The sequence below is a fragment of the Tropicimonas sp. IMCC34011 genome (assembly GCF_003390865.1).
Lineage (GTDB): Bacteria > Pseudomonadota > Alphaproteobacteria > Rhodobacterales > Rhodobacteraceae > Tropicimonas_B.
Genome location: NZ_QMEJ01000004.1, coordinates 90163 through 112605, shown reverse-complemented (window position 1 = coordinate 112605; position 22443 = coordinate 90163). Strand labels below are relative to the sequence as shown.

At 68.2% G+C, this 22443-nt stretch carries 23 protein-coding genes; 14 read left to right on the top strand and 9 right to left on the bottom strand.

Going from position 1 to position 22443, the window contains the following annotated elements; translation table 11 throughout:
* The first annotated feature begins 94 nt into the window (after positions 1-94).
* Together DQG15_RS12565 and amt are read left to right on the top strand one after the other, a co-directional pair.
* The gene (locus tag DQG15_RS12565; RefSeq protein ID WP_116085759.1) at positions 95-433 is read left to right on the top strand and encodes a P-II family nitrogen regulator; all 339 of its coding nucleotides are present in this window, start codon (positions 95-97) and stop codon (positions 431-433) included.
* Positions 434-467: 34 nt separating this feature from the next.
* Positions 468-1835, top strand: a complete 1368-nt coding sequence (gene amt / locus DQG15_RS12560; RefSeq protein ID WP_116085758.1) for an ammonium transporter — start codon at positions 468-470, stop codon at positions 1833-1835.
* Between the two features lie 88 nt (positions 1836-1923).
* Here the strand turns inward: amt and DQG15_RS12555 are convergent, their stop codons facing one another.
* The 6 genes from DQG15_RS12555 to dapA form a co-directional block, all read right to left on the bottom strand.
* Positions 1924-2301, bottom strand: a complete 378-nt coding sequence (locus tag DQG15_RS12555; protein WP_116085757.1) for a rhodanese-like domain-containing protein — start codon at positions 2299-2301, stop codon at positions 1924-1926.
* A gap of 65 nt (positions 2302-2366) precedes the next feature.
* Complete coding sequence (locus DQG15_RS12550) at positions 2367-3545, bottom strand: amino acid aminotransferase (protein ID WP_116085756.1); 1179 nt, start codon at positions 3543-3545, stop codon at positions 2367-2369.
* Positions 3545-4111: an N-acetyltransferase gene (locus DQG15_RS12545; protein WP_116085755.1), complete on the bottom strand. Its 567-nt coding sequence runs from the start codon at positions 4109-4111 to the stop codon at positions 3545-3547. The genes DQG15_RS12550 and DQG15_RS12545 overlap by 1 nt, the downstream gene beginning before the upstream one ends.
* Entirely contained in the window at positions 4108-4974 is an 867-nt protein-coding gene (sseA, locus tag DQG15_RS12540) for a 3-mercaptopyruvate sulfurtransferase (protein WP_116085754.1), read from the bottom strand. Before sseA ends, DQG15_RS12545 begins: the two co-directional genes overlap by 4 nt.
* Positions 4975-5055: 81 nt before the next feature.
* Positions 5056-5529: an SsrA-binding protein SmpB gene (gene smpB / locus DQG15_RS12535; protein WP_116085753.1), complete on the bottom strand. Its 474-nt coding sequence runs from the start codon at positions 5527-5529 to the stop codon at positions 5056-5058.
* Positions 5530-5630: 101 nt separating this feature from the next.
* Entirely contained in the window at positions 5631-6506 is an 876-nt protein-coding gene (gene dapA / locus DQG15_RS12530; protein ID WP_116085752.1) for a 4-hydroxy-tetrahydrodipicolinate synthase, read from the bottom strand.
* A gap of 275 nt (positions 6507-6781) precedes the next feature.
* Here dapA and DQG15_RS12525 point away from each other — a divergent pair, with 275 nt between their 5' ends.
* Positions 6782-8632: a lytic transglycosylase domain-containing protein gene (locus tag DQG15_RS12525; protein WP_116085750.1), complete on the top strand. Its 1851-nt coding sequence runs from the start codon at positions 6782-6784 to the stop codon at positions 8630-8632.
* Here DQG15_RS12525 and DQG15_RS12520 read toward each other — a convergent pair.
* Positions 8629-9522: a DMT family transporter gene (locus DQG15_RS12520; protein ID WP_116085749.1), complete on the bottom strand. Its 894-nt coding sequence runs from the start codon at positions 9520-9522 to the stop codon at positions 8629-8631. The two genes, DQG15_RS12525 and DQG15_RS12520, sit on opposite strands and share 4 nt — an antisense overlap.
* A gap of 82 nt (positions 9523-9604) precedes the next feature.
* Complete coding sequence (gene mnmD / locus DQG15_RS12515) at positions 9605-10273, bottom strand: tRNA (5-methylaminomethyl-2-thiouridine)(34)-methyltransferase MnmD (RefSeq protein ID WP_116085747.1); 669 nt, start codon at positions 10271-10273, stop codon at positions 9605-9607.
* Between the two features lie 53 nt (positions 10274-10326).
* Here mnmD and DQG15_RS12510 point away from each other — a divergent pair, with 53 nt between their 5' ends.
* The 5 genes from DQG15_RS12510 to DQG15_RS12490 all read left to right on the top strand — a co-directional run bounded on the left by DQG15_RS12510 (position 10327) and on the right by DQG15_RS12490 (position 13711).
* Complete coding sequence (locus DQG15_RS12510) at positions 10327-11382, top strand: FAD-binding oxidoreductase (protein WP_116085745.1); 1056 nt, start codon at positions 10327-10329, stop codon at positions 11380-11382.
* Between the two features lie 142 nt (positions 11383-11524).
* Positions 11525-11902 carry a ribosome silencing factor gene (rsfS, locus tag DQG15_RS12505; protein WP_116085744.1) on the top strand — a complete coding sequence of 126 codons (378 nt, stop codon included), beginning with the start codon at positions 11525-11527 and terminating at the stop codon, positions 11900-11902.
* Positions 11903-11906: 4 nt separating this feature from the next.
* Positions 11907-12377: a 23S rRNA (pseudouridine(1915)-N(3))-methyltransferase RlmH gene (gene rlmH, locus DQG15_RS12500; protein WP_116085742.1), complete on the top strand. Its 471-nt coding sequence runs from the start codon at positions 11907-11909 to the stop codon at positions 12375-12377.
* A gap of 48 nt (positions 12378-12425) precedes the next feature.
* The gene (gene queG, locus DQG15_RS12495) at positions 12426-13457 is read left to right on the top strand and encodes a tRNA epoxyqueuosine(34) reductase QueG (protein WP_116086318.1); all 1032 of its coding nucleotides are present in this window, start codon (positions 12426-12428) and stop codon (positions 13455-13457) included.
* A 59-nt stretch (positions 13458-13516) separates the two neighbouring features.
* The gene (locus DQG15_RS12490; RefSeq protein WP_157968984.1) at positions 13517-13711 is read left to right on the top strand and encodes a hypothetical protein; all 195 of its coding nucleotides are present in this window, start codon (positions 13517-13519) and stop codon (positions 13709-13711) included.
* A 66-nt stretch (positions 13712-13777) separates the two neighbouring features.
* Here the strand turns inward: DQG15_RS12490 and DQG15_RS12485 are convergent, their stop codons facing one another.
* Entirely contained in the window at positions 13778-14647 is an 870-nt protein-coding gene (locus tag DQG15_RS12485; protein ID WP_116085739.1) for a branched-chain amino acid aminotransferase, read from the bottom strand.
* 137 nt (positions 14648-14784) lie between these two features.
* On the opposite strand from DQG15_RS12485, the gene DQG15_RS12480 reads away from it, so the two are divergent.
* The 6 genes from DQG15_RS12480 (at position 14785) to DQG15_RS12455 (ending at position 22421) form a co-directional block, all read left to right on the top strand.
* On the top strand, positions 14785-15315 hold the full coding sequence (locus DQG15_RS12480) for a MarR family winged helix-turn-helix transcriptional regulator (protein ID WP_370454186.1): 531 nt from the start codon (positions 14785-14787) through the stop codon (positions 15313-15315).
* A 2-nt stretch (positions 15316-15317) separates the two neighbouring features.
* A complete protein-coding gene (locus DQG15_RS12475; RefSeq protein WP_116085737.1) occupies positions 15318-16022 on the top strand; it encodes a response regulator in 705 nt (234 codons plus the stop codon).
* 136 nt (positions 16023-16158) lie between these two features.
* Positions 16159-19614, top strand: coding sequence for a chromosome segregation SMC family protein (locus DQG15_RS12470; RefSeq protein WP_116085736.1), 3456 nt, complete (start codon positions 16159-16161; stop codon positions 19612-19614).
* A gap of 95 nt (positions 19615-19709) precedes the next feature.
* Positions 19710-20381: a TrkA family potassium uptake protein gene (locus tag DQG15_RS12465; protein WP_116085734.1), complete on the top strand. Its 672-nt coding sequence runs from the start codon at positions 19710-19712 to the stop codon at positions 20379-20381.
* A 3-nt stretch (positions 20382-20384) separates the two neighbouring features.
* Positions 20385-21734, top strand: coding sequence for a TrkH family potassium uptake protein (locus tag DQG15_RS12460; protein WP_116085733.1), 1350 nt, complete (start codon positions 20385-20387; stop codon positions 21732-21734).
* A 297-nt stretch (positions 21735-22031) separates the two neighbouring features.
* Positions 22032-22421, top strand: a complete 390-nt coding sequence (locus DQG15_RS12455) for a thermonuclease family protein (RefSeq protein WP_232830836.1) — start codon at positions 22032-22034, stop codon at positions 22419-22421.
* The last annotated feature ends 22 nt before the right edge of the window (positions 22422-22443 follow it).

Below are 22443 nucleotides of genomic sequence, written 5' to 3'. Positions count from 1 at the left end.
CGAGCGCCGTTTCTTGAATGCGTGCCCCCTTTGCGTGCCTTTTCGGCGCCGTGAACTGCCGGAGATACGCCCGGTTCAGCCGAAGGGGACACTAGTGAAACTCATCATTGCTGCAATCAAGCCGTTCAAGCTGGAGGAGGTGCGCGAGGCGCTCACCGCCATCGGCGTGCGCGGCATGATGGTAACCGAGATCAAGGGCTTCGGCTCGCAATCGGGCCATACCGAGATCTACCGGGGCGCCGAATACGCCGTGAACTTCGTGCCCAAGGTGAAGCTGGAAATCGTCGTCAGCGCCGCCATGGCCGATCAGGTCATGGAGACGATCGCGGCCACCGCCAAGACCGACAAGATCGGCGACGGCAAGATCTTCGTTCTCGACGTGGGCCAGGCTGTCCGGGTTCGCACGGGCGAAACCAACGATAACGCGCTTTAAGCGCCGGCCGGAACAGACAGGGGATACCGATCCAATGAAACTCAAGTCCACCCTTCCGCTCGTCGCGGTCCTGGCGCTCGCGCCGGGTCTCGGCATGGCGCAGGAGGCCGCTGAAGCCGCCGAGGCCACGACGGACCTCGCCGCCGCGTCCACCGACAGCGTCTTCATCTTCAACTCACTGCTGTTTCTGATCGGCGGTTTCCTGGTGTTCTGGATGGCCGCGGGCTTCTGCATGCTCGAGGCCGGTCTCGTGCGGTCCAAGAACGTCACGATGCAGCTCACCAAGAACGTCGCGCTCTTCTCGCTCGCCGCGATCTTTTATTATCTCATCGGCTACAACATCATGTATCCGCTGGGGAACTGGACCATCGGCACCGATGAAACCGGTGGCTATCTCGGCGCCTTCGGTGTCGCGGTGCTCGAAGCGGTCGGCGTCGGCCGGGATGCCGCTGACGACTACGGCTACGCCTCCACCGGCTCGGACTTCTTCTTCCAGCTGATGTTCTGCGCCACCACGGCCTCCATCGTCTCGGGCACGCTCGCCGAGCGCATCAAGCTGTGGCCGTTCCTCGTCTTCACCATCATCCTGACCGCGCTGATCTACCCGATCCAGGCGTCCTGGAAATGGGGCGGCGGCTTCCTCGACAGCCAGTTCGGCTTCCTCGACTTCGCCGGCTCCACGGTCGTTCACTCGGTCGGCGGCTGGGCAGCCCTCGCCGGTGCCATCGTCCTCGGCCCGCGGATCGGCAAGTACGTCGACAGCCGCACGGTCCCGATGCCCGGTTCCAACCTTGCCCTCGCCACGCTCGGGACGTTCATCCTGTGGCTCGGCTGGTTCGGCTTCAACGGCGGCTCGCAGCTCGCCATGGGAACCGTCGGCGACGTGGCGGACGTCTCGCGGATCTTCGCCAACACCAACACGGCCGCAGCGGGCGGTGCCATCGCGGCGCTCATCCTGACGCAGATGCTCTACGGCAAGATCGACCTGACCATGGTCCTGAACGGCGCTCTCGCGGGCCTCGTCTCGATCACCGCCGAGCCGCTGACCCCGACCCTCGGCGCGGCCACCCTCATCGGTGCCGTCGGCGGTGTGATCGTGGTCTTCGCGATCCCGTTCCTCGACAAGCTGAAGATCGATGACGTCGTCGGTGCGATCCCGGTCCACCTCTTCGCCGGGATCTGGGGCACGCTCGCCGTGGTCCTGACCAACCCCGATGCGACCTTGATGGGTCAGCTCATCTCCATCGTCATCGTCGGCGTGTTCGTCTTCGTGGTGTCGCTGGTGGTCTGGTTCATCCTGAAGGCGGTGATGGGCCTGCGCGTCAGCGAAGAAGCAGAGATCGCCGGCCTCGACACTGCCGAGCTCGGCATGGAAGCCTACCCGGAATTCCATCGCGGCTGATCGCCCCGGCCTGATGGCCAGCAAGATTGCCCCGGGCACAGGATCGTGCCCGGGGTTTTTCGTTCGGCAAAGGACCGGTCCGCCCGGATCAGCCGTTCATGAGTTTCGGTGCGCCGGTGGCCATGTCCGTGCCGAGATAGGGGCGCTTGTTGCCTTTCCAGACGCCGAAGCCGCCGCCGAGATGCGCGACGGGATCGAGGCCGGCGGCCAGGGCCGCGCGGGCGACCTTCTCGGACCGCGCGCCACCGGCACAGTGGAAGACGATGCGCTTGCCGTCCTGCGTCGGCAGGGCGCCGGCATCGAAATGGGACATCGGGAAAAGGAGCGCGCCCGGAATGCGCTCGAGGGCGTATTCCTGCGGCGTTCGAACGTCTATGAGGACGATCTCGCCGGCCTCGAGGGCGGCGCCCACCTCGTCCGGCGTCCAGGTTTCCAGGGTGCCCCCGTCCGTCTCTTCCGTCTTCATCTCTGTCTCTCCGACGCTGGTTGAACTCGCCGCAGAGATAGGGCGGCGCGCCGGAGCGTCAGGGGTCAGAGGACGTCGGCGATGGCCCGTGCCGCGCCCGGAATGCTCGCTGGGGTCAGCCCGGCGATGTTGATCCGCCCGCCTCCCACGACATAGACCGCGTGCGCCTCCCGCATCTGCCGCACGGCATCGTCCCCGAGGCCGAGGAGGGAGAACATGCCGCGCTGCTCGGCCAGCACCTGCCAGCCGGGATTGCCCGTCGCCTCCGTCAGCGCCTCCGCGAAGCTGCGGCGAAGCGAGTTGATACGTGTCCGCATGGAGGACAGCTCTTCGGTCCAGCTCGCGCGGAGGCCGGGATCGCCGAGGATCGTCGCCACGATTCGGGCGCCATGGTCGGGGGGGAAGGCGTAGGAATGGCGGTTGATGCTCGCCAGGGTGCCGGACATCGCCTGCGCGGCCTCCCGGTCGGCCCCGAGGGCCAGGACGCAGCCGACGCGGTCGCGGTAGAGGCCGAAGCTCTTCGAGCCGGAGAAGGCGAGCAGGAATTCAGGCAGCCGGTGCGCAAGATGCCGAAGACCGGCGAGATCCGCCTCGATCCCGTCCGCGAAGCCCAGATAGGCCAGATCGACGAGGGGCACCGCACCGCTGCGCTCCAGAAGGTCTCCGATCGCGCGCCAGTCCGCTTCGGTCAGGTCCGCGCCGGTGGGGTTGTGGCAGCAACCGTGGAGCAGGACGAGATCGTCCCGCGCTGCATCGCCCAGGTCCTCCAGCATCGCCGAGACGTCGGCCCGGCCGGTCGCCTGGTCGTAGTAGCGGTAGCGCCGCCAGCGGATTCCCATCGCGTCGAGGATCGCTTCGTGGTTCGTCCATGTCGGATCGCTGACCCAGACGGTGAGATCGCTTTTCGCCTTGCGCGCCAGCTCGAAGGCCTGCCGGATCGCGCCCGTCCCGCCGGGGGTGGCAAGCGTGGCGAGGCGGTCCTGCGGCACGTCGCCGAGGACCAGCTCGGCCACCGCGTTGCGAAAGCCGGGATCTCCAGAAAGCGCCGTGTAGCCCTTGGTCGTCTGCCTCTCGAGGATGCGCGCCTCTGCGTCATGCACCGCCTTCAGGACGGGCGTCGTTCCGTCCTCGGCCTTGTAGACGCCGACGCCGAGGTCGATCTTGCCGTCCCTCGGATCGGCCGCGAACTCCGCCATCACCCTCAGGATCTTGTCCGGCTCCGCTGCCGGGAGATGCGCGAACATCAGTTCGGAATCCGCGAAACATCGCGCGGACGCGTCAGGATGCGCTCGTGCTCCGTACGCCGGACCGGCTCGAAGCCGCATCGCTGGTAGAGCCCCAGCGCGCGGGGATGGTCGAGCGTGTTGGTATTCACCGTCATCCGTGTCACTCCGTCGAAATCCCACCCGATATGGATTGCCGTCTCGAGCATGAAGCGCCCGAGGCCCCGCCCGATCGCCTGAGGCGCGAGGCCGAAATAGGACAGATCACAGGTTTCGGGCTCGCGGTGATCAAGGAAGAAGAACCCGTTCGGCCAGCCGTCCTTGAGGAGGGTCCAGAGCTCGGTGTCCGGGTCCTGGATCCAGCTTGCGAGATCCTCCTCCCCGGCCTCGAACATGTCCTCCCACGAATAGTCGGTTCCGACCGCGCGGTAGAGGTCGAGGAAGTACCACACCGGCGGCGTGCGCGCGCAGAGGAGCTGGACGGGGCCGGACAGCGGATGGTGCGGCCGAGGATAGGATGGCCGCTCGGTCATCTCCAGCCAGGTGATGGTATAATCGATCCGGCTTCCCGCGGGCAGAACGCTCATCCGGTTTCAACCTCCAGTTCGGGAAAGGCGCCCCATTCGGACCAGGAGCCGTCATAGAGGGAGTTGTCCTCGTGCCCGAGCCGGGCAAGGGCGAGGGAGAGGATCGCGGCGGTCACGCCGGAGCCGCAGGTGGTGATGATGGGGCGGGAGAGATCGACGCCGCCGGCCTCGAACGCGGCGCGGAGGCCGTCGGCGTCCTTCATCGTGCCGTCCGCATTCAGAAGCGTGCTGTAATGGACGTTGAGCGAGCCCGGGACGTGGCCCGCGCGCATTCCCGCCCGCGGCTCCGGCTCCTCGCCGCGGAACCGGGCGGGGGAGCGGGCGTCCACCACCTGACGGTCGCGGGCCTTCGCGGCCTGCGCCACATCCGTCACGTCGGAGAGCAGGTGCGGCCGGTGATGCACGGTCAGGTGCCGGTCCCTCACCTGCGCGCGCGTGCTGGTGAGCGGACGATCCTCGGCGGTCCATTTCGGCAGGCCGCCGTCCAGAACCGCGACATCGTCCTTGCCCATCAGGCGGAAGAGCCACCAGACGCGCGCGGCCGAGAAGAGACCCGCGCCGTCATAGACCACCACCTGCTGACCGTCCCCGATCCCAAGGCCACGCACCCGCGAGACGAACATCTCGGGCGGCGGCGCCATGTGAGGAAGGCCGGAGCGGTGGTCCGCGATCGCGTCGATGTCGAAGAAGCGGGCGCCCGGAATGTGGGCGGCGTCGAACTCCGCCCGCGCGTCGCGCTCCATGGCCGGAAGGTACCAGGACGCATCGAGGATGCGCAGTGTGTCGTCGCCCAGATGCCGGGACAGCCAGTCCGTCGAGACCAGCGTGCGGGGATCGTCTTGGGTAGGTGCGTCGCCTGCCATCACCGGGGCCTCCTTGCCGCCGATATGGCTAGACCGGAGGAGGGGGCCATGCAACCCGGCCCGCCACCCTCGCGCTTCGGGTCAGCCGTGTTCCTTGAGGAGCCGCGACTTGGCGCGCTGCCAGTCCCGCTTCGCTTCGGTCTCACGCTTGTCGGGCGCGCGCTTGCCCTTCGCGATGCCGATCTTCAGCTTCGCGATGCCCTTGTGGTTGAAGTAGAGCACCATCGGCACGAGCGTCATGCCCTTGCGCTGGGTCTCGGACCACATCCGGGCCAGCTCCTTGTTGTTGGCCAGGAGCTTGCGCCGGCGCCGGTCCTCGTGACCGAACATCGCCTGCTCGTAGGGCGCGATGTAGCTGTTCACCAGCCACAGCTCCCCGTCTTTAACCTCGGCGTAGCTTTCGGCGATGTTGGCGGTGTTCAGGCGCAGCGACTTCACCTCCGAGCCCTGCAGGACGATGCCGCATTCGATGTCGTCATCGATGGCATAGTCGTAGCGGGCCCGCCGGTTCTCGGCGATCACCTTGTAGTTCGGGTTGTCCTTGGGCTTGGCCATGACGCGGTCATATAGGGGACATGGCGCTCCGGGCCAATGGGGGCGCTCGACATCGAGGGCGCGGGGGGGAGCGGACGGCGACACCGCCGCCCGCCCGGCGCTCAGCCGATCAGGCCGGCATGCTCCATCGCGTCCTTCATCGCGAGCCGCACCGTCTCGCTCAGCGGCGTGAGCGGGAGGCGGACTTCGTCGCGGCAGCGCCCGAGGAGGGAGAGTCCGTATTTCGCGCCAGCCACGCCCGGCTCCAGAAAGACCGCGCGGTGCAGTGGCATCAGCTTGTCCTGGTAGTCCAGCGCCTTGGCGTAATCGCCCGCCAGGGTCGCGGCTTGGAACTCCGCGCACAGCTTCGGGGCCACGTTCGCGGTCACGGAAATGCAGCCCCGTCCGCCATGCGCGTTGAACCCGAGGGCGGAGGCGTCCTCGCCGGAGAGCTGGCAGAAGTCCGGCCCGCAGGTCTGGCGCTGGCGGGACACCCGCGCCACGTCCCCGGTCGCATCCTTCACGCCGACGATGCGCGGCAGCTCGGCCAGCCGGCCCATCGACTCGGGCGTCATGTCCACCACCGAGCGGCCGGGGATGTTGTAGATGATGATCGGCAGATCGGAGCTTTCGTGAAGTTCCGTGAAATGCGCGATCATGCCGGCCTGCGTCGGCTTGTTGTAGTACGGCGTCACCACGAGGGCGGCATCCGCGCCGACATCCTGGGCGTGGCGCACCAGCCGCTTCGCCTCATGCGTGCTGTTGGAGCCAGCCCCGGCGATCACCGGCACGCGCCCCGCGGCGATCTGCACGGTGCGCGCGACAACGTCCTCATGCTCCTTGTGGCTCAGCGTCGGCGTCTCGCCTGTGGTGCCGACGGGCACGATGCCGGTGCTGCCTTCGGCGATGTGCCATTCGATCAGCGCCTCGAGGGCGCTCCAATCCACCTTGCCGTCCTTGAAGGGCGTCACCAGCGCTGGAATCGATCCTTGAAACATTGGTTTTTTTCTCCTGTGCCGGGGGCCGCGCTTCGCGGCGCGCGGACCCTAGCGACGGTCGAAGAGATTGCCAAGTTTGTGAGTTGTGATACGCGGCGCAGGATCTACCCTCTGGCTTCGCCTCAAGCCTGTCCCGAAGACGGAACCCGAAGGACTCCGCCTTGCTCCACGTGTTGAAATGTACCGTTCGTGCCGCTGCGGTGGCGTGTGTCCTCTGTCCCGCTCTTGCAACCGGCGCCGCGGCGTCACCCGGGGGTGATGCCCTTGCGCAGGCGATGGACCAGATCCGCGCCGGCGACTGGAGGCGGGCGAACATCGCGGCCGAGCCCGGCGGGCAGGTGGCGCTGGATTTCGTGACGTGGCACCGCCTCCGGCGCGGCGGCGAGGCGACGTTCGCTGAATATCTCGATTTCATCGGCCGCAACCCGGACTGGCCCGGCCTCGATCTGCTGCGCGTCCGCGCCGAGACGGCGATCCCCACGACGGCGGCGCCCGAGACCGTCCTCGAGTTCTTCGAATCCCGCATTCCGGAGACCTCCACCGGCCTCCTGCGCCTGATCGACGCGCATCGCACCCTGGGGCATACCGGCGACGCGGAGGCCCTCGCGGTGCTCGCATGGCGGACGATGACGCTCACGACCGAGGCCGAGGCGCAGCTACTTGCGAGTTACGGCGAGATCCTGGGCTCTCACCACGTCTCCCGGCTCGACGACCTTCTCTGGCGGGGCGAGGTCTCGGCGGCGCGGCGGATGTATTCGCGCGTGCCCGATGGCTGGGAGGCGCTGGCGGAGGCACGTATTGCGCTCTCGCAGCAGTCGCCCGGCGTCGACACGCTGATCGAGAAGGTGCCGGACGGCCTCGCCGACGATGCGGGCCTCGCCTACGAACGCTTCAACTGGCGCGCGGCGAAGGGGCGGAACGAGGATGCCGTGGCGCTGATGGACGAGCGCTCTTCCTCGCTCGAAGGCCTCGGGCGGCCGCAGTACTGGGCAAGCTGGCGCCGCATCTTCGCCCGGCAGACCATGCGTGCCGGAAATTACGCGGATGCCTACACGCTGGCGAGCCAGAACTTCCTCGTGGACGGGTCCGACTACGCCGATCTGGAATGGCTGTCCGGCTTCATCGCGCTGCGTTTCCTGAACGATCCGGAACTCGCAGTCTATCATTTCACCCGCTTCGACGCGGCGGTGCAGACGCCGATCAGCAAGGGTCGCGGCCATTACTGGCTCGGGCGCGCCTATTCCGCCGCGGGCAATGAAGAGGCCGCTCAGGCCGCCTACGAGGCGGGTGCCGAGCATCAGACGAGCTTCTACGGTCTTCTGTCGGCGGAAGCGGCGGGCCTGTCGCTCGATCCCACGCTGACGGGGGCGGAGACGTTTCCGGCGCTGGAGGCCTCGCCGCTGAAGGACAGTTCGGTGCTGGCGGCCGGCCTGATGTTGCTCGATGCGGGCATCGACTACGAGGCGGAGCGCTTCCTGACCCATCTCGTCGAGGAGCTGGACCGCGACGCCGCCGGCACTCTCGGCACGCTTCTGCTCGAGCGCGGGGAGGAGCATGTCGCGCTCATGGTCGCAAAGCGCGCGGCCTCCGTGGGGACGGTGATCCCCGCGGCCTATTTCCCGATGAGCGACATGCTCGACCGGGACGACCTGCCGGTGGAGCGGGCCCTCGCGCTGTCGATCGCACGGCGTGAGAGCGAGTTCGATCCTGTCGTCGTCTCCCCCGCCGGGGCACGCGGTTTGATGCAGCTGATGCCCGGCACGGCGCAGGACGTGGCGAACGAGCTGGGTCTGCCGTATGACCGCGATGGCCTGACGGACCGGCCCGATTACAACGCGACGCTCGGGTCCGCCTATCTCGCCGGGCTGATCGAGGTGTTCGGACCGGCGCCCGTTCTCGTCTCGGTGGGCTACAATGCGGGGCCGGGCCGTGCGGTGGACTGGGTCGGCGACCGGGGCGATCCGCGGAGCGCCGGCATCGACATCATCGACTGGATCGAGATGATCCCGTTCCGGGAGACGCAGAACTATGTGATGCGCGTGACCGAATCGCTGCGCATCTACCGTGCGCGCCTCACCGGAACCGCCGGCCCCGTCGCCTTCACGGACCTCTTGCGGGAGGGCTAGCGTGCGCCATCGCGGCGGGAGGCCCGAGCCGCGATGGCAGACCGCACGAGGGTGAAGATCCCTGCGGACGTGACGATGAGGGCGCCGATCACCACGTTCAGCTCCAGCGCATCGCCGAAGATCGTCACCCCGAAGGCGCTGGCGAAGACCAGCTGGAAGTAGGCGAAGGGCTGCACGACGGAGGCCTCGGCGACCTCGTAGCACCTGATCAGGAGCCAGTGCGCGAGGGAGGCGGTGACGCACAGAAGCGCCATCCACGCCCAGTCCCCGGCGGTCATCGGTTCCCAGAACCAGATTCCGATCAGCGTCATCGCTACCGCGCCGACCGTGCCGGTCCAGAAGAAGCTGGTCGCCGCACTGTCGGACCGGCCGCAATAGCGCGTGAGCAGGCCATAGAGGGCGAACATTGCCGCGCCCGCGACGGCCAGAAGCGCGGCGGGGGAGAAGACGCCGAAGCCCGGCTGCAGGATCACGAGAATGCCGACGAAACCGATCCCGATCGCCAACCATCGCCGCCAGCCGACGCGCTCACCGAGGATCGGTCCCGACAGGGCCGCGACCATCAGCGGATAGACGGCGAAGATCGCGTGGGTCTCGACGAGGCCGAGGATGACGAAGGCGGTGACGAGGGTGAGCACTTCGGCGATGAGAAGGAGCGAGCGGAACCCCTGGATCCACGGCATCGTCGTCCGCGCCGCGTCCCGGATGCCGCCTGCCTGTCGCGTGGCCAGCAAGATTACGAACGCCGCGAAGAACCAGTAGCGGATCATCATGACCATGAAGACGTTGTACTGGCCCGCGAGGTGGCGTGAGATCCCGTCCTGCGCCGAGAAGACGAAAGTGGCGGCCAGCATCAATCCGATGCCAAGGCGGGAGTTTTGCTCGGTCATGGGCAACGTTGTGCCGCGCCGGGGCGGCAATGGCCAGACGGGGCAGTCCGCCGGGGGCGCCGCCGGAGCGGAGCGCTTCCGATCACTCCGGCATCCGCCCGACGCTCATGTGCCGCTTCCGGCCGTATCCGGAGCGCCGCTCAACCACGAATCCGGAGGCGGAGAGGGCGCGGCGGACGGCTCCGGCGGCGGTGTAGGTCGCGAAGGTTCCGCCCGGCGCGGTGCGGGCGGCAACGGCGGCGAGGAGCCCGGGCTCCCACAGCTCCGGGTTCTTCGCCGGCGCGAATCCGTCGAGGAACCAGGCGTCCGCGCACCCATCCCAGGCCGGCACCCGCTGCCGTGCATCGCCCACGATCACCTCCGCCTCCACCGGTCCGATCCGCGCGGCAAACCCAGCGGGATCCCACGCCGCCAAGAGGGCCGACACGTCTTCCTCCGCGACCTCGAACTGCGCCAGTGCCCGGCCGAGATCCGCCAGGGACAGCGGGTAGGCCTCGAAGCCGGTGTACCGAACCTCCACCTCCGCCTCCCGCGCCATCTGTGCGAGGGCGAGGAGGTTCAATCCGGTACCCACGCCGAGCTCGGCCACGTGGAAGCCGCTCCGGGCCCGCTCGGGAAGCCCGTTTCCGGCGAGAAAGACGTGCCGCGTCTCCGCCAAGCCGTCCTCGAGGGAGAAATAGGGATCGTCGAACCGGGTGCTCACGGGAACACCGCTCTCCTTCCACGTCACGCCCTTCTCACCCTGATCCATCTGTCCTAAGCCCTGTTCAGCTACGACGTCGACATGGGACGCGAGGGGCGGGTTTGGCAAGCATCGAAGCAACGGTGAGAGGGGCGGGCATCTTCGGGCTCGCCTGTGCGTTCGAGATGGCAAGACGGGGCGCGCGGGTGCGCGTGATCGACACGCACGGCCTCGCCGCGGGCGCGTCCGGCGGCGTCGTTGGGGCGCTCGCGCCCCATGCGCCGGAGCGGTGGGACGCGGCGAAGGAAGCGCAGCTCGAGAGCCTCCTCGCGGCGCCGGCGTTCTGGGCCGCGGTAGAGGGGGTTTCGGGCAGGAGCCCCGGATACGCGCGCCTCGGGCGTCTTCAGCCAATCCCGGAGGGCGGCGAGGACCGGGCCGAGGCGCGTGCGGCCGAAGCGGCCGAACGCTGGCGGGGGCAGGCGGAGTGGCGTCTGATCGGGGTGGCGGAGGCCGGGGACTGGGCCCCGGCGTCTCCCACCGGGCGGCTCGTCTTCGACACGCTGTCGGCCCGCATCGCCCCTGCCGCCGCCTGCGCGGCGCTGGCCGAAGCGATTTCGCGGCTGGGGGGCGAGGTGATCCTCGGGGAAGATGCGGCGGAGGTCGGTCCCGTCCTTCACGCCACCGGCCCCGCGGGCCTCGCAGCGCTGTCCGAGGCGACCGGCCGCGTGATCGGCGCGGCGCAGAAGGGGCAGGCGGCACGCCTCGGGCTCGACCGCCGGGGCCTGCCACAGCTCTATGCCGGCGGGCTTCATATCGTCCCCCATGCGGATGGGAGTGTGGCCGTCGGCTCCACCTCCGAGCGGGATTTTGCCGATCCCCGGAGCACCGACCATCAGCTCGACGATGTCATCGCGGCCGCCCGCGCGGCGTGTCCTGCGCTCGCCGATGCGCCGGTCCTCGAGCGCTGGGCTGGTCTCAGGCCCAGATCACGCTCCCGGCGCGCAATATTCGGCCGCTTTCCGGGCAGAGAGGGCCATTTCGTGGCCAATGGCGGCTTCAAGATCGGCTTCGGAATGGCGCCCCTCGCCGCGCGCCTCATGGCGGATCTGATCCTGGACGGCCGCGACGCCATCCCGGCCCCCCTGCGCCTCGAGGCCATGCACGTCTCCCGTGCGTGACACGCCCGTTGAGAAAAGGCTCTGCGATTGCTACCTTGTCGTTACGCCCAGCGCCGGGGCACAGGCGGCGCGACAAACGGAGGACGATGTCCTGTCTATTCATGCGGACGCCGCCACGCACCCGGCGGCACATGGCGCGGCGATGACCGCGCAGCCCGGGGCCGAGAGCAGCGAAGCGTTGCTTGAGCGCATCCTTTCCTCTCTCGATGACGACAAGGCCGAGGATGTCGTGCAGATCAACCTGCGCGGCAAGTCCGAGATGGCGGATTACATGGTGATCTGCTCGGGCCGCTCCACCCGCCAGGTGGCGTCGATCTCGCAGAACCTCGTCGACCGCCTCAAGCAGGAGGCCGGCCGCCTGTCGAAGATCGAGGGCAAGGATAGCGGCGATTGGGTGCTGATCGACGTGGGTGACGTGATCGTTCACGTCTTCCGTCCCGAGGTCCGGGAGTTCTACCAGCTCGAGAAGATGTGGCAGCCCGCGACGGCGGCCGCCGAGAGCCGGCCGGGCGCGAACTGAAGCCATGCGGGTGGGCGTTCTGGCCGTGGGGCGCCTGCGCGCCTCTCCCGAGCGTTCGCTCGTCGAGGACTACCTCTCCCGCGCCGCCAAGGCCGGCCGCGGGATGGGTCTGACCGGGTTCGACGTCACCGAGATCGACGACCGGAAGGGCGGCGGCCGGGACGGCGAGGCGGCGCTACTTCTGAAGGCGCTGCCCGACACTGCCGCTCTCGTGGCTCTGGACGAGCGGGGCAGGACGCTGGATTCCCCTGGCTTTGCGAGTGAAATCGCAGGCCTTAGGGACCGGGGCGCCGGCGGCGTCTTCTTCGCCATCGGCGGGGCGGACGGTCACGGCGCCGCGCTGCTGGAGCGGGCGGACCTCCTTCTCTCCTTCGGCGCGATGGTCTGGCCCCACATGCTCGCCCGCGTCATGCTCACCGAGCAGATCTACCGCGCGACGCAGATCCTCGCCGGTACGCCCTATCACAGGGTCTGAGCCCTGAGTTTTCCCATGTCCAGCGATCCCAGAGACAGCTCCGGCGCGATGGAGGCGCTGAAGACGCGCCTCGCCGGGGAGGTGCGCGAGACCGGCTTTGCCGAAATGGGCATCTGCGCGCCGGATTCGCTGCCGGAGCTGCCCGAGCGGCTCGCCCGGTTCGTGGAGAAGGGGCGGCACGGTCAGATGGAGTGGATGGCCGAGCGAATGGCGTGGCGCTCGGACCCGTCGGCGCTCTGGCCCGAGGCCCGCTCCGTCGTCATGCTGGCGGACAGCTACCGACCGGAGACGGATCCGCTTGCCGATCTGGCGGAAAAGGACCGCGGCCTGATCAGCGTCTATGCCCGCGGCAAGGATTACCACGATATCGTCAAGAAGCGGCTGAAGAAGCTGGCGCGCTGGTTGATCGCCGAGGGCGGCGGAGAGGTGAAGGTCTTCGTCGATACGGCGCCCGTCCCCGAAAAGCCGCTGGCGCAGGCGGCGGGGCTTGGCTGGCAGGGCAAGCACACGAACCTTCTCAGTCGCGATTTCGGAAACTGGGTGTTCCTCGGGGCGATCTTCACCACGCTCGACCTGCCGAAGGACGCGCCGGAGCATGAGCACTGCGGCTCCTGCACCCGCTGCCTCGACATCTGCCCGACGAAGGCCTTTCCGGCGCCCTTCCAGCTCGATGCGCGTCGCTGCATCTCCTACCTGACGATCGAGCATAAAGGGCCGATCCCGGAGGAGTTCCGCGCCAGTCTCGGCAACCGGATCTACGGGTGCGACGATTGCCTTGCGGTCTGCCCGTGGAACAAGTTCGCCGTCGCCGCCGGGGATGCTCGCCACGCCGCCCGGGATGATCTGGACTTGCCGCCCCTGAGGGAGCTGGCCGAGCTCGACGATGCCGCGTTCCGTGCGCGTTTCTCGGGCTCTCCGATCAAGCGCATCGGACGGGATCGCTTCGTGCGCAACGTCCTCTACGCCATCGGCAATTCAGGCGAGCCGGCGCTCCTGCCGGTGGCCGAGGGCCTGAGGGGCGACGCCGATCCCGCAGTCGCGGATGCCGCGGAGTGGGCCTTGGGCCGCCTGACGGGTTGAGCGGCGGCCGGGAGTTGCTACCTTAGATGGTGTACCACCTGCATGAGGAGGATGCCGGAATGACACGCCATATCGTCGACAGAACGCATCGCGCGAGGAGCGGCCAGCCGCTCACGTCGTTTGCCGCCGCTGGAAAGCGGCTCGCGCCCGAGGGATCCCATCCCAACGTGCTCGGCGTCATGCGACGCCCCAGGGTGCGGAGCGTGGCGCGCGTTTCGCGGTATGCCGATATCGAGCGGGGACGGCAGGCCTAGGCGCGCCGTCCGCCGATGTCGGGAGAGGGGGCGAGCGCCGCGTTCGCGCCCGCCCCTCGCCGGGCCTCAGGCCCGCACGAGCTGCTCGTATTCCTCCGAGATGGAGCGAGTCAGTTCGCCCACCTCGAACGTATAGTCGCCGATCTGTCCCACTGGGGTGACCTCGGCGGCGGTGCCGGTGAGCCAGCATTGCTGGAAGCCTTCCAGCTCGGACGGTTCAATATGGCGCTCGTGGACCGTGATGCCGCGCTTTTCGAGCAGGCCGAGAACGGTCTGGCGGGTGATGCCGTTGAGGAAGCAATCGGGTTTCGGCGTATGCACCTCGCCGTCCTTCACGAAGAAGATGTTCGCGCCGGTCGCCTCGGCCACGTAGCCGCGGTAATCCAGCATCATCGCGTCGGAGCAGCCCTTTGCCTCGGCGGCATGCTTGGACATGGTGCAGATCATGTAGAGACCCGCGGCCTTGGCCTGGCTCGGTGCCGTGGCCGGATCGGGCCGGCGCCACTTGGCGAGGTCGAGCTTGGCACCGCGCATCTTCGCGTCGCCGTAATAGGCCCCCCATTCCCACGCGGCGACGGCCATGCGGACCGGGTTGCGCGCGGAGGCGACGCCCATGTCGGGACCCGCGCCACGCCATGCAACCGCGCGCACATAGGCGTCCTGAAGGCCGGACGAGGCGAGGACCTGCGCCTTCGCGGCCTCGATCTCCTCCACGGTCCAGGGGATCTCGAAATCGATCATCTGGGCGGAGGTGCGGAGGCGCTCGGAATGCTCTCGGCTCTTGAAGATGCGCCCGTTATAGGCACGCTCGCCTTCGAACACCGAGGAGGCGTAGTGCAGCGCATGGGTCAGGATATGCACGTTTGCGTCGCGCCACGGCACAAGGTGACCGTCGAGCCAGATCATCCCGTCCCGATCGTCGTAATTGCCAGCCATCGTGCCCTCCTTCGGAACAACCTGTCCAAAAAACGTCCGGATCGGACATTTAATTGCGTAAAAACTGAGCGGAGCTAACATTGCGATCTGGCAATGTCAACAAGGCTGACTTAATACGGGGACACCTGGAGGTGACGATGACCGGCGACGGAAGCGACATGAGGGACAGGCCCGGAGCGGGGCAGCGGGGCGAGACGCTCCTGTTCCTGACCGACGAACACCTGAGGAAGGGGATCGAGGCGATGTTCTTCGCCTATCGCGGCTTCACCGCCGATCCCGACCGGATCCTCGAGAGCTACAGCTACGGACGCGCGCACCACCGGGCGCTGCACTTCGTCCACCGCTCGCCCGGCACGACGGTAAACAACCTGCTCGGCATCCTCGGCGTGACCAAGCAATCCCTGAACCGGGTGTTGCGCGCCCTCATCGATGACGGCCTCATCGAAAGCCGCGTCGGTCATACGGACAAGCGGGAGCGGCACCTCTACCTCACCGAGCGCGGCTCGGACCTCGAATCGGCTTTGTCCGACGCGCAGCGCGCCCGGATGCGCGCCGCGTTCCGCAGCGCGGGGCCCGAGGCGGTGGCGGGCTTCCGGGCGGTCCTCGAAGCGATGATGGACCCGGAGATGCGGAGGCGGTACCTGTCGCTCAGCGAAGGAGGACACTGAGCATGGAAGCCGGGACGCACCTGCTGATCGTCGATGACGACGAGCGGATCAGGGGATTGCTGCAGAAGTTCCTCGCCCGGAACGGCTTCATGGTCACTGTCGCGCGCGATGCGGCCCATGCACGTCGCCTGCTCGCGGGCCTCGAATTCGATCTCATCGTGCTCGACGTGATGATGCCGGGGGAGGACGGGGTGTCCCTGACCGCGTCCTTGCGCGAACGTCTCGCGACCCCGATCCTTCTTCTGACCGCGAAGGGCGGAACGCAGGACCGGATCTCCGGGCTCGAGGCCGGTGCGGACGACTACCTCGGCAAGCCGTTCGAGCCGAAGGAACTGCTGCTCCGGATCAACGCCATCCTGCGCCGCGTTCCGCCCGAACAGGCGCCGTCGCAGGGCCCGAAGGTGCTGCATCTCGGCCAGGTGCGCTACGATGTGGAGCGGGGCGAGATGTGGCGCGGGACCGTCCCCGTCCGGCTGACCGCGACCGAGACGACGCTCATGCGGATCTTCGCCGCCCATGCGGGGGAGCCACTGACCCGCAGCCAGCTCGTCGAGGATCCGGGCCGGGACGGAGACAGGGACGGGGCGCAGGAGCGGGCGGTGGACGTTCAGATCACGCGTTTGAGGCGCAAGATCGAGGACAACCCCAAGCAGCCGCGCTATCTACAGACTGTGCGCGGCGCGGGCTACATGCTGGCCGCCGACTAGGATCGGCCACCATCCGCCACTTTCCCTTGCGACATCTTGTGGATAACTCGCTTGCGGCATCCACATCAGGTGTCATCTCCTTGACATGTATCCCCCCGCAGCGGCACCCTCTTCCGATCTCTCCGGGAGCTTTCCTTTGCGATTCACGCGCCTGCGCCTCAACGGGTTCAAGAGCTTCGTCGATCCCACGGACCTCGTGATCGCCGACGGCCTGACGGGGGTCGTCGGGCCGAACGGATGCGGCAAGTCCAATCTGCTCGAAGCATTGCGCTGGGTCATGGGGGAGAACCGTCCGACGGCCATGCGCGGCGGCGGGATGGAGGATGTGATCTTCGCCGGCGCCGCGACGCGCGGGGCCCGAAATTTCGCCGAGGTCTCGCTCCATATCGACAACACCGAGCGCCTCGCGCCGGCCGCCTTCAACGAGGCCGACGAGCTCGACATCGTCCGCCGGATCACCCGCGACGCCGGATCGGCCTACAAGGCCGCGGGCAAGGACGTGCGCGCGCGGGACGTGCAGATGCTGTTCGCGGACGCCTCCACCGGCTCCCACTCCCCGGCGCTCGTGCGGCAGGGGCAGATCTCGGAGCTGATCAACGCCCGCCCGAAGGCGCGGCGGCGTATCCTCGAGGAGGCGGCGGGGATCTCCGGGCTCTACCAGCGGCGCCACGAGGCGGAGCTGAAGCTCAGCGGTGCGGAGCAGAACCTCTCCCGCGTGGACGACGTGATCGAGCAGCTGGCCTCCCAGCTTTCGACCCTTGCGCGGCAGGCGAAGCAGGCGGCGCGGTACCGCTCCATCGGCGGCGATCTGCGCCGGGCCGAAGGGTTGCTGCTGTTCCGGCGCTGGCGCGAGGCGGCCGATGCCGCCGCCCGCGCCGCCGAGGAGCTGACCCTCCAGAGGCAGGACGCCGCCGCCGCGGAGAAGGCGGTCACGGCCTCCGAAGACGCGCGCCGACTTGCGGCCGAATCGCTTCCGCCCCTGCGCGAGGAGGAGACCGTCGCGGCGGCGGTGCTTCAGCGCATCCTCGTCGATCTGGGCTCGGCGGACGAGGACGCCGCCCGCGCCCTCCGTGCCATCGAAACGCTCGAAGGACGTCTCGAGCAGCTCGCGCGCGACCTTGCGCGGGAGGAGGAGCTGAACAGCGATGCCGGCGCCTCCCTGCGCCGGCTGGAAGACGAGAAGGATCGGCTGGCAAAGGCGATGGACGGGCACGGGCCACGGCTCGATGCGGCGCAGGAGGCGGCCCGGATCGCCTCCGAGAACCTCGGCGCCCGGGAATCGGAGCTGGCCGAGGTGACCGAGGACGTCGCCCGCCTCTCCGCGCAGCACCAGTCCGCCGAGCGATACGCGGCCGAGGCCAGGGCGTCCGCCGAACGCCACCGCCGCGAGCGCGCGAGTTCGGAGCGGGAGGCGGCCGAGGCGCGCGGCAAGCTGGAGGCGTTGGGCGAGGGCGTTTCCGCAGCAACGAGGGCCTTGTCGGAGGCGCAGAAGGCAGCAGCGGAGGCCGAGGACCAGATCGCGGTCTCGGACGCTGCGCTCGCGGAATGCTCGGTGAAGGTGGGGGAGGCCCGCGCGGCCCGCTCCGGCGCCGAAGGCGAGGTTCAGGCTCTCCGCGCCGAGGCAACCGCGATCGAGCGCCTTGTGTCGCGGGAGACCGGCGAGGCCGCGGCGCTCATCGACAGCGTGACCGTCGCTCCGGGCTTCGAGGCCGCGTTCGGCGCCGCACTCGCCGACGAGCTGCGCGCGCCCGTTCTCGATGAGGCCGGGACGGGATGGCGCGGGCTGCCGGGGTACCCTTCGCCGCAACCTCTTCCCGCCGGGAGCGATCCGCTCTCCGCACATGTCGAGGCGCCCGCCCTGCTGGCGCGCCGCCTCGCCCAGATCGGGCTCGTCGAGGATGCCGAGGCAGGGACCCGGATGCAGGCGGACCTCGCGCCCGGCCAGCGCCTCGTGACCCGCGCTGGCGATCTCTTCCGCTGGGACGGCTACGGCGCGCTCTCGGCCGATGCCCCCTCCGCCGCCAAGATCCGGCTTCAGCAGGTCAACCGGCTGAGGAGCCTCACGGCCGAACTGGAGACCCTGACGTCGCGCGCCGAGGATCTCGCCGCTACCCATGAGGCGCTGCAAGCCGAGCATACGCGCCTCTCCGAGGACGACAAACTCGCCCGCCGGGCCCGCCGCGACGCCGATGCCCGCGTGGCCGACGCCTCCCGCGCCGCGAGCCGCGCGGAGAACGAGCGCGCCATGGCCGGAACCCGCCTCGAAGCCGCGGAGCTCGCCGTGGAGCGCCATACCGAAGAGCTCGCCGCGTCCGAGGCGCGGCTGGAGGAGGCGGAGGTGACGCTGGCCGGGCTTCCCGATCTCGGCGCGGCCCGTGAGGGCATCGCGGAAGCCAGGCATCGCGTGGAAGGGAGCCGCCGGGACATGCTCTCGGCCCGTCAGGAGGCGGATGAGCTGCGCCGGGCGGGCGAGGGGCGCCGTCGCCGCGCCGAGGCGGTGGAGCGGGAGATGGCCGACTGGGCGAAGCGCCTCCGGAATGCTGAAGCGAGCCGCGCGGACCTTGCCCGGCGCCGGGAGGAAACCGAGCGCGACCTCGCCGCCGCCCGTCCCGCGCCGCAACAGATCGCGGAGCGCCGCGCCACCCTGGAGTCGGATCGCGAGAAGGCCGAAGCCCGCCGGACCGCCGCCGCGGAAGTACTTGCCGCAGCGGAGAGCGCGCATCGCGAGGCCGAGCTTGCCGCCCGCGAGGCAGAGCGGGCCGCATCCGAGGCGCGCGAGAGGCGTGCGGCAGCCGATGCCCGCGCCGAGGCTGCCCGCGCCTCCGAGGCGGAGGCCGCGGAGCGCATCCGCGAGGCGCTGGACATCGAGCCGGATGCGCTGCTGGACCGCCTCGGCGGTGATGCGTCCGCGATCCCGCCGGCTCCCGAGATCGAGGCCGAGATCGACCGGCTCCGCCGCAGCCGGGACGCGCTCGGCGCGGTGAACCTGCGTGCCGAGGAGGATTCCCGCGCCGTGCAGGAAGAGCATGACGAGCTCGTCACCGAAAAGGCCGATCTCGAAGACGCCATCGGAACCCTGCGCACCGGTATCGCCTCCCTGAACAAGGAAGGTCGCGAGCGCCTATTGACCGCCTTCGAGGAGGTGAACGGCAATTTCTCCATGCTCTTCAAGCATCTCTTCGGCGGCGGCGAGGCCAAGCTGATGCTGGTCGAGTCGGACGATCCGCTGGACGCCGGCCTCGAGATCATGTGCATGCCTCCGGGCAAGAAGCTGTCCGTCCTGTCGCTCTTGTCCGGCGGCGAGCAGACCCTGACGGCGATGGCGCTGATCTTCGCGGTCTTCCTTGCCAACCCCGCTCCGATCTGCGTCCTCGACGAGGTCGATGCCCCGCTCGACGATGCCAACGTCACCCGGTTCTGCGATCTTCTCGAGGAGATGACGCGGCAGACGGACACCCGCTTCCTCATCATCACCCACCACGCCATCACCATGAGTCGCATGGACCGTCTCTTCGGCGTGACGATGCAGGAACAGGGCGTATCCCAGCTCGTGTCTGTGGATCTCAAGAAGGCGGAGGCGATGGTCGCCTGAGGCAGGCGCTCTGAAACGGGCCTTTCCTTGGGCCCGCCATCTGCTACATCCCGCCCGGCGAGGCGCATAAGCCCGCGCAACGCCAGACGGAGATCATGGCAAAAGAGCGTCGCAGGAGCCGCACATTCGCGGTCATCGGGCTCGGGACTTTCGGCGCGACGATCGCCAAGGAACTCACCCGCTTCGGAAACCACGTCCTCGGGATCGACAAGGACGGCGCCGTTGTGAACCGCTATGCCGACGAGCTGGCGCGGACCGTGATTGCCGACGGCGGCAACGAGGACGTCCTGCGGGAGATCGGCCTCGGGGAGTACGACGTCGCAGTCATCGCCATCGGGCAGGACCTCGAAGCGTCCATCCTGTCTGCTCTGTCTGCCAAGCTCGTCGGGGTGGAGCACGTGTGGGCAAAGGCGTCGAGCCGGATGCACCACCGGATCCTGTCCAAGATCGGGGTGGAGCGGGTGATCCATGCCGAGGCCGAGATGGGCCGCCATGCCGCCCAGATGCTGAACAACCCGATGGTCGGCGACTATGTCAGCCTCGGTAACGGCTATCACGTCGTGAACGTCGTCGTGCCTGAGCGGATGGCAGGTTCTGTCCTCAGCGAGATGAACCTCGAGGACAGGTTCTCGCTGGTCCCCCTCGGCATCATGCACGGCTCCGAGATCAAGGCGCTTCAGGGTCAGCCCTGCACCCTGTCCGAAGGCGACCGGCTCATCCTGCTCGGCAAGCGCGCAAACTTGCGGGCCTTCGCCGAGACGATCTGAGCTATGCGCCTTTTTCGTCGCCTGCGCGGAGGCCTCGAGCGGCTGAGGCACCTGCCTCCTCCGGCGCAGCTTGCCTCTCTCTACCTCGGGCTCATTGTTCTCGGCACGATCCTCCTCATCCTGCCGATCTCCAATACCGGTAAAGTGACGTCGCTCGACGCCGCCTTCACCTCCGTGTCCGCGGTGACGGTCACGGGCCTCGCGGTGGTCGATACCGGCTCCGACTACACGATCGTCGGGCAAGCGATCATCGCGTGCCTGATCCAACTCGGTGGGCTCGGTCTCATGACCTTCGCCGTCCTTGTGCTGACGTCCCTCGGCATTCCCGTGGGCTTCTCCCACCGTGTCATCCTTCGGGAGGACCTGAACCAGCCCTCGCTGGGAAACCTCACGAGTCTCGTGGAGCAGATCTTCAAGATCGCGGTGGTCGTCGAGCTCGGCGGGGCGCTTCTCCTGATCATCGATTTCGTGCCGCGTCTCGGAGTGGCGGAGGGGATCTGGAGCGCGATCTTCACCTCCATCTCCGCATTCAACAATGCCGGCTTTGCGCTCTATCCCGACAGCCTCTCCGGATGGGTTGGCGATCCCCTTCTCAATATCGTCGTGCCCCTCATGTTCATCGTCTCGGGCCTCGGCTTCCTTGTCGTGGGCGAGATCGTGAACAAGCGCTCGTGGCGGAAACTGTCGCTCCACAGCAAGCTGATGCTGTCCGGCACGGCGATCCTGATCCTCTGGGGCACGCTGACCTTCGGCCTTCTGGAATGGAACAACCCAGGCACGCTCGGCGGGCTCGAGAGCACGTCCGACCGGCTCTGGGCCGCCTGGTTCCAGGGCGTCACGCCCCGGACGGCGGGGTTCAACACGGTGGACATCACCCAGATGCGGGAGGAGACATCGCTCCTGACCATCGCCCTGATGCTGATCGGCGGCGGCAGCACGTCCACGGCGGGCGGGATCAAGGTGACGACCTTCGCCGTCCTGATCATCGCCACGCTCGCCTTCTTCCGGCGGCGTCAGGACCTGACGATCTTCGGGCGTTCGATCCGGGGGGAGGAACTGCTGAAGGTTCTCGCCCTGACCATCGTGTCCATGCTCCTCGTCATGGTGTCGCTGTTCCTCCTCCTGATCTTCGAGGATGCGAGCTTCCTGGAACTGGCCTTTGAGGTGTCGTCCGCCTTCGGCACGGTGGGCCTGTCACTCGGCGCAACGGGGGACCTGACCTGGGCCGGGAAGATCGTCATCATGGTGGTGATGTTCCTCGGCCGCGTCGGTCCGCTGACGCTCGGCTTCTTCCTCGCCACACGCACGGTGCCGCAGGTCCGCTACCCGGAAGGTCGGGTGTTCCTCGGGTAGGCGGCGGGCAACGCGGCTGTCCGAACGCTTCCCGGAGGTCTGGAAGTGCCAAGCGGATCGCGGCTAGTCTCTGCCTGTCCAGAGGTAAAGGCGAGTTGCATGTTGAGATTCTTGAGGAAACTGTTCAGCGGGCCTCCGAAGCCGGCGCCGCGGCCCCCCCTTCGGGCTCCAGAGAACCCTCGCCCTCACAGGCCAGTCCATAAGCCGGTCCCGCCGCGGAGTGTGAGCCCGCCGGTGCCAGCGCCGTCGCCGTCGCCGGCAACCGCGGCCGGGGGCATCCTCGAGGGCAAATGCTACGTGATCGACGGCGATACGATCGTCATCCAGAAGACGCACATTCGCCTCGCCGGGATCGACGCGCCGGAGTTGCAGGACCCGTGGGGCAAGAAGGCGAAGTTCGCGATGGTCGCCCTCTGCAAGGGGCAGGTCATCAAGGCGGTCATCCAGGAGGGCATGACGTACGACCGGGTCGTGGCGAAATGCTACCTCCCGGATGGAAGCGATCTGTCCGCGGAACTCGTGAAGCAGGGGTTGGCGCTCGACTGGAAGAAGTTCTCCGGCGGGGCGTACCGCCATCTTGAGCCGGCCGGGATTCGGAAGAAACTCTGGCGCGTCGATGCCAAGCACCGGGGCAAGCTCTTTCCTCCCGCCGCTCAGCGCGCGGCTGCGCCGTCCTCCGTGCAATAGGCACGGGCCGGGGGGCAATGAA

What these genes read in the sequence shown, in the direction of transcription:
- DQG15_RS12555 (WP_116085757.1), bottom strand. Translation starts at nt 2,301, where the DNA reads ATGAAGACGGAAGAGACGGACGGGGGCACCCTGGAAACCTGGACGCCG.
- DQG15_RS12465 (WP_116085734.1), top strand. Translation starts at nt 19,710, where the DNA reads ATGGCAAAAGAGCGTCGCAGGAGCCGCACATTCGCGGTCATCGGGCTC.
- DQG15_RS12525 (WP_116085750.1), top strand. Translation starts at nt 6,782, where the DNA reads ATGGACCAGATCCGCGCCGGCGACTGGAGGCGGGCGAACATCGCGGCC.
- rsfS (WP_116085744.1), top strand. Translation starts at nt 11,525, where the DNA reads ATGACCGCGCAGCCCGGGGCCGAGAGCAGCGAAGCGTTGCTTGAGCGC.
- queG (WP_116086318.1), top strand. Translation starts at nt 12,426, where the DNA reads ATGGAGGCGCTGAAGACGCGCCTCGCCGGGGAGGTGCGCGAGACCGGC.
- sseA (WP_116085754.1), bottom strand. Translation starts at nt 4,974, where the DNA reads ATGGCAGGCGACGCACCTACCCAAGACGATCCCCGCACGCTGGTCTCG.
- DQG15_RS12520 (WP_116085749.1), bottom strand. Translation starts at nt 9,522, where the DNA reads ATGACCGAGCAAAACTCCCGCCTTGGCATCGGATTGATGCTGGCCGCC.
- DQG15_RS12550 (WP_116085756.1), bottom strand. Translation starts at nt 3,545, where the DNA reads ATGTTCGCGCATCTCCCGGCAGCGGAGCCGGACAAGATCCTGAGGGTG.
- DQG15_RS12480 (WP_370454186.1), top strand. Translation starts at nt 14,785, where the DNA reads ATGACCGGCGACGGAAGCGACATGAGGGACAGGCCCGGAGCGGGGCAG.
- DQG15_RS12475 (WP_116085737.1), top strand. Translation starts at nt 15,318, where the DNA reads ATGGAAGCCGGGACGCACCTGCTGATCGTCGATGACGACGAGCGGATC.
- mnmD (WP_116085747.1), bottom strand. Translation starts at nt 10,273, where the DNA reads ATGGATCAGGGTGAGAAGGGCGTGACGTGGAAGGAGAGCGGTGTTCCC.
- smpB (WP_116085753.1), bottom strand. Translation starts at nt 5,529, where the DNA reads ATGGCCAAGCCCAAGGACAACCCGAACTACAAGGTGATCGCCGAGAAC.
- DQG15_RS12485 (WP_116085739.1), bottom strand. Translation starts at nt 14,647, where the DNA reads ATGGCTGGCAATTACGACGATCGGGACGGGATGATCTGGCTCGACGGT.
- DQG15_RS12545 (WP_116085755.1), bottom strand. Translation starts at nt 4,111, where the DNA reads ATGAGCGTTCTGCCCGCGGGAAGCCGGATCGATTATACCATCACCTGG.
- amt (WP_116085758.1), top strand. Translation starts at nt 468, where the DNA reads ATGAAACTCAAGTCCACCCTTCCGCTCGTCGCGGTCCTGGCGCTCGCG.
- DQG15_RS12490 (WP_157968984.1), top strand. Translation starts at nt 13,517, where the DNA reads ATGACACGCCATATCGTCGACAGAACGCATCGCGCGAGGAGCGGCCAG.
- rlmH (WP_116085742.1), top strand. Translation starts at nt 11,907, where the DNA reads ATGCGGGTGGGCGTTCTGGCCGTGGGGCGCCTGCGCGCCTCTCCCGAG.
- DQG15_RS12460 (WP_116085733.1), top strand. Translation starts at nt 20,385, where the DNA reads ATGCGCCTTTTTCGTCGCCTGCGCGGAGGCCTCGAGCGGCTGAGGCAC.
- dapA (WP_116085752.1), bottom strand. Translation starts at nt 6,506, where the DNA reads ATGTTTCAAGGATCGATTCCAGCGCTGGTGACGCCCTTCAAGGACGGC.